The sequence below is a fragment of the Clostridium sp. genome (assembly GCF_051654825.1).
Lineage (GTDB): Bacteria > Bacillota > Clostridia > Clostridiales > Clostridiaceae > Clostridium.
The window spans coordinates 1-13,957 of sequence record NZ_JBOFYU010000140.1 but is presented as its reverse complement, the minus strand read 5'-3'; the positions used below and the strand labels follow the sequence as shown (position 1 = coordinate 13,957).

The window sequence follows — 13,957 nt, the reverse complement described above, 5'->3', positions numbered from 1 at the left end:
GGTAAATTTGAAATAGAAGAGTATATTTCAGGTGATATGTATCATGTTGATGGAATTTTTGATGGTGAAAAGATAATTTTCATAGTGGTGTCTAAATATAATACTGGGTGTTTGGAATTTAAGAATAATAAACCACTAAGTAGTTATATTATTGGAGAAAATGAATTAAGACTTAAAATAGTTAAAGAAGCAAATAAATTATTGACTGGAATGATGAAGAATATTAGAAGTTCATTTCATATAGAGTTTATAGTGGAAGGTGATGAAAGAATTGTTTTATGTGAAGTTGCAAGTAGAACTGGTGGTGCACTGATTAGTAAAACAATAGAAATGAAGTATGGAGTTACGTTAAATGAATACTCTTGTCTAATTCAACTTGATAGTGAAAATAGGTTAGAAATTGATATTAAAGATAAAGCTTATGGATTTATATTAATACCTCCTATAAATGCTATATTTAAAGGTGTTACAGATGAGTTTTACGAAATTACAGATGAGTTAGATTACTATGAGTTAAAAGCTAATGTTGGTGAAAGATATGAAAAAGGTAAACATAGTTCTGATTATGTTTTAGGCTGTGTGCTTTCAGCAAAAAATGAAAATGAACTTGTTGAAAAGATTAATAAGTTAAATAAAACTATATTAAATACATTTATTTGGCATGATGAGGTGATTTAATATTAAGAAAAATAATGAGAATAAAATATGGTTTTTATTGGCACTTGCTTTAAATAGTTTAGGAAGTAATTTTTATTATATAGCATTACCACTATTAGTTTTTAAATTATCTCAGTCAGCGGCAAGTATGGGGTTAATGGGGATAATTGAGGTATTACCAATTATAATTTTAGGGCCATTTATAGGAGCTATAATAGATAAATCAAATAAAAGAATTATCTTAATATGTTCTACAATTGTACAGATTATAGTAATTATTTTTATATTTTTTGTTGGATATTTTGAACAATCAAGTATGTATATTTATATACTTGGTGGGATAATTGCTATAAATGTTCAAATTTATAAGGTTTCAATTTTTTCAATCACTCCATATGTATATGGTGAAAATTTAAAAGTTGGTAACGCAAAAATATCATCAATTACTACAATTACAGAACTATCTGCCCCATTTATAGCATCATTGATAATTTTAATGACAGGAGTAGAATCAATATTTATATTTAATATTGGTACATTAATTATATTTGGATTTATAATTTATAGAGAAATTAAAATAGATGAAGAAAAGAAAAAATCAAAAATAGGTGTATCAAATATTATAAAAGATGTTAAAGATGGATTTATGTATATATTTAATATTAGGGCTATAAGAGTATTAGTTATAATAGTTGCATTATCAAATCTAGCAGATGCAGGATTAATTCAATTATTGATGTTTTATTTAGGTAATGACTTTGGTCTAGGTGATAGTAAAATTTCATTCATAATAGGAATATCTGGAATAGGAGCTTTTATAGGAACGTTCGTTCCACAAAGATTTAAAAATTTAAAGTTAGCAAAGATGCTTTTTTATGGGTTAATTATAAATAACATTGGGATACTATTTTTGCTAATAAAATCATGGATTATGGTAGGAGTTGCACTATTTATATGTAATATTGGAGCAGTAATTTATTTAATAGCTCAAAATACAATTATTCAAACTATTGCAGAAAAAAATATGTTAGGTAGGTTAAATAGTTCAATTAAATTATTAACTCAAATAACAAAACCAATATCATTAGCTATATTAATGTTTACTGCAAATAACTTTGGATCATACAAAGGAATTTTGATAAGCGTATTATTAACAATTGTTACGACATTTGTAATAATTGTTTCTAGAATTTATGAATATAAATTTGATAAAGTGGAGGAATTTAAAAATGAAAATTGCGATAATAAATCACTTCTCTCCTCTTAGGGTTAATTATGAAAAGGCTTTAAAGGAAAAAAAATTAGATATACATTTTTTTACTAAAGAAAAGTTCAGAAAAGATTTCAGCCTAATGTACGATAAAGTTTATAGTTATGAAAATTTAGATTTTGATGGTAACTTGATTTCTGATATAATAATTGAGCATGAAAAAGAAAAGTTTGAAGCAATAGTTGCGACATACGAGTATGATATCGAAAGGATTGGAGTTCTTAGAGATTATTTAAAAATTAATGGACAGAATGGTAAAAGCTCTTTTCAATTTAGGGACAAGTATTTAATGAAAGATGCTCTTAAAGATAGTATTAAAGTTCCTAAATTTGAAAAAGTTAATTCTGTATTAGATATTGAAGATTTTATTAAAAAGAATGATTTTCCAGTTGTAATTAAGCCAAGATTAGGAGCAGGATCAATAGGTGTTAAGGTAGTTAGATGTAGAGAGGAGTTAAGAAATTATTATAAAAATAACAATATATATAATTTGATGATTGAAGAGTTTGTAGATGGGGAAATGTACCATGTTGATGGACTTTATAAAAGTGGTTGTATTTTACTTAGTGTTCCATCTAAATATATAAATACATGTTTGTCTTTTGAACAAGGTAAATACTTAGGATCTTACATGCTAGAGAAAAGCAATCCTAAGTATGATAAATTAAATGAAAAAGTAAAGATTGTATTAGATTCTATTGAAACACCAAAACATGCAATAGCATTTCATGTGGAGTTTTTTATAGACTCTAATGGAGAAGTTGTACTATGTGAAATAGCTTCAAGAATTGGTGGAGGAATGATACAAGAGGCTATAGAATATTCATATAATATTGATTTACTTAGTGAATCTATTAAAGGGCAAATTTTTTTATCATCTGAATTAGAAGTAGATTATAAAAAAATGAAATACTCTGGATGGGTTATAATACCACCTAAAAAAGGTACTTTAAAGGATATACAAATAGCAAACTTCGATTGGATTAAGGATGTATATTTTAAAGAAGAAGATATAAATAAGTATTTTGAGGGAGCAGACTGTAGTGTTGCATCAATAGTTTCGTATGTTGTATCGGGTGATAATCAAGATGAGATTATTAATAGAATTTCTGAATTAGTTGAATGGCAAAATAATAATACAGTTTGGGAGAATTAATGAATATAGAAAAGTCCATTTAATGGAAATGAAAGTGTAGACATAAAAATTAAGTAGAATCCTAAGTCAGTAGTAAGTGACTTAGGATTTTGTCATTTAGAAATTAAAAATATCATAAGTATAGTAAATTTATGAATTGGGACCTATTATTTGGGCGATATCTGAAAAATTAAAAGAAGTAATATCGATATTACTTCTTTTAAATATAGATCATAGATTTTGGGAAAGTTATTTAATGTTAAAATATTTATTTAAAAGTAATCGATACTAAGTGATAATAAATGATAATAAAAGTATTGAAAAATGTTAAAAAAGTGATAAAATGATATTAAAGAGAAGAAAATTTGGAGTTGATAAAATGAGTGATCAAATTTTTATGGAAGAAAGATTAGATAAAATATTAGAAATCATAAAAAATGAAGGAAAGGTTTTAGTAAAGGAATTAAGTGAAATCTTTAATGTATCAGAAGGAATGATTAGAAAAGATTTAAAAAAGTTAGAAGGAACTGGAATAGTAAAAAGAACTTATGGTGGAGCTATTTTAGAAAGAAAGATTTTACATAATGAAAATTTAACATCAAGAGTAATTACTGATATAGATGAAAAAGAAGAAGTAGCAAAAAAAGCGTTAAATTGTATAGAGGATGAAGATATTATATTTTTAGATACAGCAAGTACAAATTATACATTAGCTACAATGCTTGCAAATATTAATAAAAGAGTTACTGTTATAACCAATATGAATAGAATAGCTAGCCTTTTTGATAAAAATTCTTTAGTAGATGTAATATGTATTGGTGGAAGTTACAATAAAAAACTTGGAGCTACTGTAGGGGCTAGTGCTATAGAGGAAATTAAGAAGTTTAGAGTAGATAAAGCATTTATAGGTGTAGCTGGGGTGAATATAAAAAATAATTTTGTAAGCAACTTTAATTTAGAGGAAGCTAATACAAAAAAAGCAATTATAGCTTCAAGTAAAAAATCTTATTTATTAATGGGTAATGAAAAGTTTTATGTAGATGGCGCTTTTAAGTTTAGCGGACTTGAAGATATAGATTATATAATTACAGATGAAAAGCCAGAGGATTCAATAGAGGAGCTATTAAAAAAATATAGTTTAGAAATAATATATTAACATTAAAATATAAGCAAAAGAAGGAGAGCGAATTATGATAAAATTTATAGCAACAGATATGGATGGAACCTTATTAAATAGTAATAATGAGATACATCAGGAGTTTTATGAAGTTTTTGAAAAGCTTAAGGAAAAGGATGTAGTTTTTGCAGCTGCAAGTGGAAGGCAATACTATAATTTATTAAAAAGATTCGATAATATTAAGGACAATATGATGTTTATAGCTGAAAATGGAACATTTGTAGTGTATAAGGGAGAAGAAATATTAGTCAATTCATTAGATAAGGATATAGCCTTAGAATTAATAGAAATTGGTAGAAATATAAAGGACTCATATATTATTTTATGTGGTAAAAAAGCAGCTTATATAGAGAAAACAGATGAAAGATTTATTAAAGAAACTGAAAAATATTATGAAAGATATGAAATTGTTGAAGACTTAACTAAGGTAAATGATGATATCTTAAAAGTAACTATTTGTGATTTTGCTGGTTCAGAACAAAATAGTAATAATCATTATGATAATTATAGAGAATCATTACAAGTAACAGTTTCAGGACAAATTTGGCTTGATATAACAGCTAAAGGAGTAAATAAAGGCGTTGCAATAAATAAGATTCAAGAAATATTAAATATAAAATACGAAGAAACTATGGTATTTGGTGATTATTTAAATGATTTAGAAATGATGGGAAGTGCTTATCATAGTTATGCAATGGATAATGCCCATGATGAGTTAAAGAAAGTAGCTAGATTTAAAGCTAAGAGCAATGATGACAACGGAGTTGTACATGCTATAAAAGAAATAATGAAATTTTAAAATAACGAAGGTATAGTTAAGATTATACCTTCGTTATTTTAGTTTTTTAATTATATTAGATAAATTAAATACTGATTGATCTAATATTTTAAGATCCTCATCATTTAATGTTGATATTTTTAGTAAAAGAACATCTTTAATTTTTTGCTTTTCAGCTTCAAATACTTCTATAGCTTTTGGTGTTAATTCTACTAGTAAAACACGTCTATCATTTGGATCTTCATATCTAACAACTAAATCTTCACGAATTAATTTATCAATTATAGGTGTCATATTAGATTTTGAAATGCATAAATGCTCTGCAACCTTAGATATAGGTAAAGAACCAAAATGTGCAAGGGAAAATATAACCTTAACATGTGATGGTGGCATAGGAAGCCCTTTTACCATTTCGTCCTTATTAAAAGTTTTTGCATTTAAGCGTAATAATAAATTAAAAAGATCATCAGAAATTTTTGCTAAATTTTTAGTGTCCATATAAAGAATCCTCCGTAAGTTAATATGTAGAAGATTTAGAAAAATACCTTCTTACATAAAAATATTATAAACTAATTTTTTTTAATGCACAATAAAAAAGTTATTGACTTATAATAGTTATGAAAATATAATTAATATTAAATCATAATTAAATAATTAACAACGGAAGGAGAAAAGTAATGTTTAAGCTAATTAAATATTTAAAAAAATCTACTTTTTCAATTTTAATTATTGTTGGGCTATTAGTGGTACAAGCAATTTGCGACCTTTCATTACCTGATTATACATCTAATATAGTTAATGTAGGTATTCAGCAAAATGGTATTGAAAATGCAGTTCCAAAAGTAATTAGAAAAAGTGAAATGGACAATATAAAACTATTTATTGATGGCGAAAATAAAAAGACAATTGATGATAATTATATTTTATTAAGTAAGGATTCTTTATCTACTAAAGAGTATGAGGATTATTTAGAAAAATATCCAGAACTTAAAAATGAAGAACTTTATATGTTAAACACTAAAGATAAGAACATAATAGAAAATTTAAATTTAGTATTCGCAAAACCAATGCTAGCTTTATCTGGATTAACACCAGGAAGCGATGGGGAAAAAGCAATAAAAGCAGAAATGAGTAAAAACCTTCCACAGGGAGTTACTATTCCAGAAAACACTACAGTAATTGAATTATTTAAAGAAATGCCAAAAGAACAATTAAATAAAGTTACGGAAGAAATAAATAATAAATTTAAAGATATGCCTGATAGCATAATAGTTCAATCAGCAATATCTTTTGTTAAAAATGAATATACAGCAGTAGGATTAAATATTGAAAGTATGCAAAATAAATATATTTTATATACTGGAGCAGTAATGGTAGGGATAGCATTACTAAGTATGGTAGCTACTGTTAGTGTAGCATTTATAGGAGCAAGAGTTGCAGCAAACTTAGGTAAGGATTTAAGAGGAAAAGTATTTAAGAAAGTTGTGTCATTCTCAAACACTGAATTAGATAAGTTCTCAACAGCATCACTTATAACCCGTAGTACAAATGATATACAGCAAATACAAATGCTTATGGTAATGCTTTTAAGAGTAGTCTTTTATGCACCAATACTTGGTTTAGGAGGAGTTATTAAGGTAATTAATACAGATACTTCTATGGCTTGGATTATAGCAGTAGGTGTAGTAGCTATTTTATCATTAGTTTTAGTATTATTTGCTTTAGCAATGCCTAAATTTAAGGCAGTTCAAAAACTAGTTGATAAGGTTAACCTTGTAACAAGAGAAATTTTAACTGGTATGCTTGTAATTCGTGCCTTTAGTACTCAAAAGCATGAAGAAAATAGATTTGATAAAGCAAATAAAGATTTAACTAAAACAAATCTTTTTGTTAATAGAACAATGGCAATAATGATGCCAACTATGATGCTTATTATGAATTTAATTACTATCTTAATAGTATGGAATGGATCACATGCAGTAGATTCCGGTACAATGCAAGTTGGTAATATGATGGCATTTATTCAATATGCAATGCAAATAATAATGTCATTCTTAATGATTTCAATGGTATCAATAATGTTACCAAGAGCTTCTGTTTCAGCAGGACGTATAGATGAAGTATTAAAAACAGAGTTAGTAATAAAAGATTCAGAAAAAGTAACTCACTTTAATAAAGATAAAAAAGGTATATTAGAATTTAAAAACGTATCATTTAGATATCCAAATGCAGATGAAGATGTTTTAAGTAATATTACTTTTACTGCTAATCCAGGTCAAACAACAGCATTTATAGGAAGTACTGGTAGTGGTAAATCAACTTTAATAAACTTAATACCACGTTTTTATGATGCGACTAATGGTGAGATATTATTAGATGGCGTTAATATTAAAGATGTAAGTCAACATGAGTTAAGAGAAAAGATAGGTTATGTTCCTCAAAAGGGAATATTATTCTCAGGAACTATAGATAGTAACTTAAGATATGGTAAAAAGGATCTTTCAGATGAAGAACTAAGAAAGTCAGCAGAAATTGCACAAGCAATAAGCTTTATAGAAGAAAAACCAGAAAAATTTGATACAGAAATATCTCAAGGTGGTACAAATGTATCAGGTGGACAAAAGCAAAGACTTTCAATAGCAAGAGCAATAGCTAAAAATCCTGAAGTTTATATATTTGATGATAGCTTCTCAGCTCTTGATTATAAAACAGATATAGCCTTAAGAAAGGCATTAAAATCAGAAACATCTGATAGCACAGTGTTAATAGTAGCTCAAAGAATAAGCACAATACTTCATGCAGAACAAATTGTTGTTTTAGATGAAGGAAAAGTTGTTGGAGTTGGAACACATGAAGAACTTCTTAAAAACTGTGAAGTTTATAAGCAAATAGCTTTATCACAACTTTCAAAGGAGGAGTTAAATCATGAGTAATGAAAGAAAAAACAAACCTGGAAGAGGATTTGGTGGACACGGACCTATGGGTGGAGCCATGGGTGGTGGAGAAAAGGCTAAGGATTTCAAGGGAACTATGAAAAACCTTATGAGATATTTAAAGCCTTTTAGTATAGGAATTCTTATGGTTATCATATTTGCTGTAGGAAGTGCTACTTTTTCAATAGTAGGTCCTAAAATTTTAGGAAAAGCCACTACAGAGATATTTAATGGAATAGTAAGTAAGATATCAGGATCTGGTGTAGGAATTGATTTTGATTATATTTCAAGAATTATGATTATATTACTAGGCTTATATATAGTAAGTGCATTATTCTCATATGTTCAAGGATTTGTAATGTCAGGAATATCACAAAAGGTATCCTTTAACTTAAGAAAAGAAATATCAGAAAAAATAAATAGAATGCCTTTAAGGTACTTTGATTCAAGAACACATGGTGAAGTATTATCAAGGGTAACAAATGACGTAGATGCAATAAGTCAAAACTTAAATCAAAGTATGACTCAAGTTATAACTGCAGTTACAACGCTTATAGGGGTATTAATAATGATGTTCTCTATAAGCTGGATAATGACATTAATTGCATTACTTATACTTCCTATATCAATGATATTTATATCAGTAGTAGTAAAAAAATCACAAAAATACTTTAAAGAACAACAAGAATACTTAGGTCATGTAAATGGGCAAGTAGAAGAAGTATATGGTGGTCACAATATAGTAAAGGCATTTAATGGGGAAGAGGAAGCTGCTGCTGAATTTGATAGATTAAATGATACTTTATATAAATCAGCATGGAAATCACAGTTCTTATCAGGAATGATGATGCCAATTATGACCTTTATAGGTAACTTAGGTTATGTAATGGTATCAATTGTAGGTGGATATTTAGCAGTTAGAAAGACTATTGAAGTTGGAGATATACTTTCATTTATTCAATATGTTAGAAACTTTACTCAACCAATTGCTCAAACAGCTCAAGTTGCAAACTTAATGCAATCAACAGCAGCTGCTGCAGAAAGAGTATTTGAATTCTTAGAAGAAGAAGAAGAAGTTCAATTTGCTGAAAATCCAGCTAGTGTAGACGGTATTAAAGGTGAAGTATCATTTAAGGATGTTCACTTTGGATATAGTGAAGATAAAATTATAATAAATGACTTTACGGCTAATGTTAAACCAGGACAAAAGGTTGCAATAGTAGGACCAACTGGAGCAGGAAAAACTACAATGGTTAAGCTATTAATGAGATTCTATGATGTAAATAGTGGTGAAATATTTATAGATGGAAATAATATTCAAGACTTTAATCGTGATGATTTAAGAAGTATGTTTGGTATGGTTCTTCAAGATACATGGTTATTTAACGGATCAATTATGGAAAATATAAGATATGGTAAATTAAATTCTTCAGATGAAGAAGTTATTAAGGCTGCAAAGGCTGCCCATGTTCATCATTTTGTTAAGACTTTACCTGATGGATACAATATGGTTTTAAATGAAGAAGCTAGTAATGTTTCTCAAGGTCAAAAGCAATTATTAACTATAGCTCGTGCAATCTTAGCAGATCCTAAGATATTAATATTAGATGAAGCTACAAGTTCAGTTGATACTCGTACAGAAGTATTAATCCAAAAAGCAATGGCTAACTTAATGGAAGGAAGAACAAGCTTTATTATTGCCCATAGATTATCAACTATAAGAGATGCTGATTTAATTTTAGTAATGAAGGATGGAGATATAATAGAACAAGGTAACCATCATGAATTATTAGAAGCTAATGGATTCTATGCATCATTATACAATAGCCAATTTGATGATGTAGAAGCTTCTTAATTAGATATTATAAGACAGTACTAAGGTATAGAGTATAGAATAAATAATAAAATAAAGAAAAGGCAAGTAGTAAATATAGTTTTACGAATTGCCTTTTTCTTTTTAGTTAGAAGAATTTTTATATAAATAATAAGCCCCTTTAGTAGGAGAAACATCATCATAAATAAATTCTTTTACATTTATATGTTCATTTAAATATCCTTCAAATGCATTTTTAACAAAGATAGATTTTCTGATAACGCTTCCAACTAATCCAATTTTACATTCATCAAATTCAAGCATTTCAAATACTCTTGCTGTTGTTTTAGCTATAGCAGTTCCTTCTGCTTTTAAAAGATTAATAGAGAACTCATCTCCATTTTCAGCATACTTAGAAACTAAAGCTGCAACCTTAGCTACTTCGTCCTTTGTTGAACCATAAATATAACCAACTATATCATTTACAGTTTTAGCATTAATGCTTTCAAGAATTTCTTTTGACAATGGTGAAATAGTATTTTTATATTCAAAGTCATAAATCATTTTTTTATAAGCTTCTATAGAAATCTTATAAGCACTTCCTTCATCACCTAAAAGATTACCCCAGCCTCCACATTTTGATTGTTTATTATTATTTAATCCAAATGCAACAGAGCCTGTTCCTGCAATAACTAAAATTCCATCTTCACCTTTAAGTAAAGCTTTTAAAGCTAAATCACCATCGTTCATAACAATTGATTCTATGTTATATTTTTCTTTTACTTTATTGTAAACAATAGAAGCATTATTTCCAGCTTCTGCAGCAGCTAATCCTAGATATATTCCTTTAAGCCCTTCCATGCCAAGCTTATTAACTAATTCATCAAGTGCTTTAATTATGTTTTTAACTGCCTCTTCTTCGTTATTTAAAAGGTTTCCAAAACCAGAAAGAGCTGTCTCTAAGGGATTTCCATTTAAGTCATAAGCTACAGCTTCTGTTTTAGTTCCTCCACCATCTACTCCTATAATGTAATTCATTGTTATTCCTCCTTATCCCTAGTATTTCTACATTATATCATAAAGAAAGGTTACAAGGATTAAAAATCCATCTATTGACAATAAAAAAAATAGGGCTATAATATACCTATAATAGAATAATTTGCTAGGGGTGCTTAAAAGCTGAGAGATAGTTTATCTATTAACCCTTATACCTGATCTGGATAATACCAGCGTAGGAAAGCTTTAAAATATATATTTAGTTTTATTTTAAGACTTTAAAGAAATTTATTAAATGATAAATTTCTTTATAATGGGTTTATTTATTTACTAAAATTTATATTTATATGTTTACTATACAGTTATATTCCAGATAGGAGTATAGCTGTTTTTTTATTATTAATTTTAATAAAAGGAGAGAAAAAGATGAGAAATTATAAAATACCTACATTAACTATAGCAGGATCAGATTCATCAGGAGGAGCAGGTGTACAAGCAGATTTAAAAACATTTAGTGCTATAGGTACATATGGAATGAGTATAATTACAGCTATCACAGCTCAAAATACAAAGGGAGTTTTTGCAGTAGAAGAATTAAGCAGGGATATAATAAGAAAACAAATAGAAGTAGTATTTGAAGATATTGAACCAAAGGCTGTAAAAATAGGAATGGTATCATCACCAGAAATAATTATAGAAATAGTAGATACATTAAAGAAATATAATCCAAAGTATTTAGTAGTAGATCCAGTAATGATATCTAAAAGTGGGTATTCACTTTTAAAAAAGGAATCAAAAAATACATTAATTGAAAACTTAATTCCTATGGCATATATAATTACTCCAAATACATTAGAAGCAGAAGAAATAACTGGAATAAAAATAAATACTGAAGAAGATATGAGAGAAGCTGGTGAAAAAATATTAGAACTTGGACCTAAGTTTGTATTAATGAAGGGTGGCCACTTAGAGGGAGATGCTGTAGATGTATTAATAGGAAAAGATTATTTTAAAGTTTTCAAGGCAGAGCGACTTAATAGAAAAAATACACATGGAACAGGTTGTACTATATCATCAGCAATAACAGCTCATTTAGCTTTAGGTTATGATATAGAAGAAGCTGTAAGCTTAAGTAAGGTGTATATAACAGAAGCAATTAAAAATAGCTTTGATATTGGACAAGGGGTAGGTCCGGTTCATCATTTTTATAAGTTTGATAAGTAAAATGAATTAAAGGAGATAGAGATGAAATTTACAGATTATTTATATGAAGAGTCAAAAGAATTATGGGAAGGTTATTTAAAACATCCATTTATAAATGGAATTGGAACAGGAGATTTAGACAAAGAAAAATTTAAAAAGTATTTAATTCAAGATTATTTATATTTAAAGGAATATGCAAAGGTATTTGCAGCAGCCTTAGTAAAGTGTAAAAGCATGGAAGATATGAAGTTTTATTATAATGCAATAGGTGGATGCTTAGAGGATGAAACAGCAGTTCATATAAAATACTTAGAAGGCTTTGGAATCAATCTTGAAGAATTAGAAAAGTCTATAGAAGAACTTATAAATTCAAGTTATTCCAGCTATATGCAAGGAATAGCTTTAAAAGGTAATTTAAAAGAAATAGCAATGGCAGTAATGCCTTGTACTTGGAGCTATTATTATATAGGTTGTTATTTAAAGGACAAGTATAATGATAATTTAGAACAAAACTTCTATAAAGATTGGATAGAAGAGTATTCATCAGATGAATTTAATTACGCAGTTCAAAGCTGGAAGAGCTATATAGATAAAATTTGTGTAGATATTTCTAATAATGAAAAGGAAGAGCTTTTACAAATATTCATTAATTCAAGCAAGCATGAAATGAATTTCTGGGATATGGCAAATAGCTTTAATTAGGGGGAATATCATGATTATATTAACTGGGGTAATAATATTTATATTAATGGTAATGTTCATATTAGATTTAAAAAAGAAAATATTTAATACAAGAGAAATGATTATTATAGCTATGTTTAGTGCTATATCAACTGTATTAAGTATGATTCAATTTGTAAAGTATCCTCAAGGTGGTGGAATAACATTACTTTATATGCTACCATTAATGCTTTTATCTATTTTATATGGAAAGACAGCAGGAGTTACAGGGGGATTAATAGTAGGAATTTTATTCTTATTAAAGGGTGGATTTGTAGTCCATCCAATTCAATTTTTTTTAGATTATTTATTAGCTACAATGGCACTTGGACTTGCAGGGATTTTTGGAAGTGAAAAAAAATATAAGATTATATTAGGATGTTTATTAGCTGTATTTTTAAGTGTATTTTGTAATTTTCTATCTGGTGTATTATTCTTTAGTCAATATGCTCCAGAAGGAATGAATAGTATCCTATATTCCTTTATATATAATTTTTCAAGTGCTGGAGTAGAAGGATTGATAACAGTATTAGTAATTGGTGTATTACCTATAAAAACCTTTCAAAAAGCAGCAAATTTAAATAGTGTAGAAATGTAGTTTAAGATAAGAAAGAGGATGTATCAAAAACAAAATTAACTAGAATATATTGCTTGTATGTAGAACATAAATGCAGTATATATTCTAGTTAGTAAGTTAAAGTTACAGCCTCTTTTATTTGTTTGTTTTTAGATTTTTTTCATATTTATTATATAAAATAAATGCTACTGAACCAAAGAAGATAGGTCCTATTAGTTGGAATATTGTAGCTAAGTAATCTTTAGTTTCAATAGCTGGTTGAATAATAGTAAAGAAATTAGCAAATCCAACTGTTACTGTTACAACAATTGCAGCAAAGGTTGCAACCTTAGTGCTTTTATATATTTCAAAGGGTTTTTCAATTTCCTTTTTCTTTTTAAAGGATATAAAGGCGTAAGATAAAAACATATAAGGTATAGTCATTGCTACATTGCCCATCAAAATTAAGTAGTTTAAAAATACACTTGAACTTTCTCCTCCAAAGGAAGAAATTAATATAATAACTATAACTATAAAGCATTGTACCCACATTGCTTTTACAGGCATATTATTTGAATTTTTTTCAGTCCAGCTTTTTGGCCAAATTTCAGATGGAGTTCCCTCTATTAGTTGCTTTAATGGTGAATAAATTAATGTGAAAAATGCACCAGTTAAAGCAAGGAACATTGCAAGTCCTATATAACGAGCAAACCAAGAGC

The 13,957-nt window shown here is 27.7% G+C and carries 13 protein-coding genes and 1 riboswitch; of the genes, 10 read left to right on the top strand and 3 right to left on the bottom strand.

The features are described 5' to 3' along the window. The 5 genes from ACRDBA_RS08590 to ACRDBA_RS08570 form a co-directional block, all read left to right on the top strand. A partial coding sequence (locus tag ACRDBA_RS08590; protein ID WP_438572511.1) for an ATP-grasp domain-containing protein occupies window positions 1-678 on the top strand: 678 nt, incomplete at its 5' end. Between the two features lie 37 nt (window positions 679-715). Further along, the gene (locus ACRDBA_RS08585; RefSeq protein WP_438572510.1) at window positions 716-1,924 is read left to right on the top strand and encodes an MFS transporter; all 1,209 of its coding nucleotides are present in this window, start codon (window positions 716-718) and stop codon (window positions 1,922-1,924) included. Further along, window positions 1,887-3,083: an ATP-grasp domain-containing protein gene (locus ACRDBA_RS08580; protein WP_438572509.1), complete on the top strand. Its 1,197-nt coding sequence runs from the start codon at window positions 1,887-1,889 to the stop codon at window positions 3,081-3,083. Before ACRDBA_RS08585 ends, ACRDBA_RS08580 begins: the two co-directional genes overlap by 38 nt. Window positions 3,084-3,441: 358 nt before the next feature. Then, window positions 3,442-4,218: a DeoR/GlpR family DNA-binding transcription regulator gene (locus tag ACRDBA_RS08575; protein WP_438572508.1), complete on the top strand. Its 777-nt coding sequence runs from the start codon at window positions 3,442-3,444 to the stop codon at window positions 4,216-4,218. Between the two features lie 34 nt (window positions 4,219-4,252). Then, window positions 4,253-5,038: an HAD family hydrolase gene (locus ACRDBA_RS08570; RefSeq protein ID WP_438572507.1), complete on the top strand. Its 786-nt coding sequence runs from the start codon at window positions 4,253-4,255 to the stop codon at window positions 5,036-5,038. Between the two features lie 33 nt (window positions 5,039-5,071). Here ACRDBA_RS08570 and ACRDBA_RS08565 read toward each other — a convergent pair whose 3' ends face one another. After that, window positions 5,072-5,515 (bottom strand): MarR family winged helix-turn-helix transcriptional regulator, encoded by a 444-nt coding sequence (locus ACRDBA_RS08565; RefSeq protein WP_438572506.1) that lies wholly within the window; start codon window positions 5,513-5,515, stop codon window positions 5,072-5,074. Between the two features lie 179 nt (window positions 5,516-5,694). Here ACRDBA_RS08565 and ACRDBA_RS08560 point away from each other — a divergent pair, with 179 nt between their 5' ends. Then, on the top strand, window positions 5,695-7,950 hold the full coding sequence (locus ACRDBA_RS08560) for an ABC transporter ATP-binding protein (protein WP_438572505.1): 2,256 nt from the start codon (window positions 5,695-5,697) through the stop codon (window positions 7,948-7,950). Next, window positions 7,943-9,805 (top strand): ABC transporter ATP-binding protein, encoded by a 1,863-nt coding sequence (locus ACRDBA_RS08555; RefSeq protein WP_438572504.1) that lies wholly within the window; start codon window positions 7,943-7,945, stop codon window positions 9,803-9,805. The genes ACRDBA_RS08560 and ACRDBA_RS08555 overlap by 8 nt, the downstream gene beginning before the upstream one ends. 102 nt (window positions 9,806-9,907) lie before the next feature. Here the strand turns inward: ACRDBA_RS08555 and ACRDBA_RS08550 are convergent, their stop codons facing one another. Next, window positions 9,908-10,801, bottom strand: coding sequence for an N-acetylglucosamine kinase (locus tag ACRDBA_RS08550; protein ID WP_438572503.1), 894 nt, complete (start codon window positions 10,799-10,801; stop codon window positions 9,908-9,910). A 116-nt stretch (window positions 10,802-10,917) separates the two neighbouring features. Next, window positions 10,918-11,018, top strand: a riboswitch (TPP riboswitch). A gap of 167 nt (window positions 11,019-11,185) precedes the next feature. Here ACRDBA_RS08550 and thiD point away from each other — a divergent pair. From thiD to thiT, 3 genes are read left to right on the top strand one after another with little or no spacing between them, the layout of a single operon-like run. Continuing rightward, on the top strand, window positions 11,186-11,983 hold the full coding sequence (gene thiD / locus ACRDBA_RS08545; protein WP_438572502.1) for a bifunctional hydroxymethylpyrimidine kinase/phosphomethylpyrimidine kinase: 798 nt from the start codon (window positions 11,186-11,188) through the stop codon (window positions 11,981-11,983). A 21-nt stretch (window positions 11,984-12,004) separates the two neighbouring features. Further along, window positions 12,005-12,664 (top strand): thiaminase II, encoded by a 660-nt coding sequence (tenA, locus tag ACRDBA_RS08540; RefSeq protein WP_438572501.1) that lies wholly within the window; start codon window positions 12,005-12,007, stop codon window positions 12,662-12,664. Between the two features lie 10 nt (window positions 12,665-12,674). Next, complete coding sequence (thiT, locus tag ACRDBA_RS08535) at window positions 12,675-13,280, top strand: energy-coupled thiamine transporter ThiT (RefSeq protein ID WP_438572500.1); 606 nt, start codon at window positions 12,675-12,677, stop codon at window positions 13,278-13,280. Window positions 13,281-13,394: 114 nt separating this feature from the next. Here thiT and ACRDBA_RS08530 read toward each other — a convergent pair. Continuing rightward, window positions 13,395-13,957 (bottom strand): amino acid permease (locus ACRDBA_RS08530; protein WP_438572499.1); only part of this gene is annotated, 563 nt, incomplete at its 5' end.

Coding starts and splice junctions, on each gene's coding strand:
- ACRDBA_RS08580 (WP_438572509.1), top strand. CDS start 1,887: ATGAAAATTGCGATAATAAATCACTTCTCTCCTCTTAGGGTTAATTAT.
- ACRDBA_RS08575 (WP_438572508.1), top strand. CDS start 3,442: ATGAGTGATCAAATTTTTATGGAAGAAAGATTAGATAAAATATTAGAA.
- ACRDBA_RS08570 (WP_438572507.1), top strand. CDS start 4,253: ATGATAAAATTTATAGCAACAGATATGGATGGAACCTTATTAAATAGT.
- ACRDBA_RS08565 (WP_438572506.1), bottom strand. CDS start 5,515: ATGGACACTAAAAATTTAGCAAAAATTTCTGATGATCTTTTTAATTTA.
- ACRDBA_RS08560 (WP_438572505.1), top strand. CDS start 5,695: ATGTTTAAGCTAATTAAATATTTAAAAAAATCTACTTTTTCAATTTTA.
- ACRDBA_RS08555 (WP_438572504.1), top strand. CDS start 7,943: ATGAGTAATGAAAGAAAAAACAAACCTGGAAGAGGATTTGGTGGACAC.
- ACRDBA_RS08550 (WP_438572503.1), bottom strand. CDS start 10,801: ATGAATTACATTATAGGAGTAGATGGTGGAGGAACTAAAACAGAAGCT.
- thiD (WP_438572502.1), top strand. CDS start 11,186: ATGAGAAATTATAAAATACCTACATTAACTATAGCAGGATCAGATTCA.
- tenA (WP_438572501.1), top strand. CDS start 12,005: ATGAAATTTACAGATTATTTATATGAAGAGTCAAAAGAATTATGGGAA.
- thiT (WP_438572500.1), top strand. CDS start 12,675: ATGATTATATTAACTGGGGTAATAATATTTATATTAATGGTAATGTTC.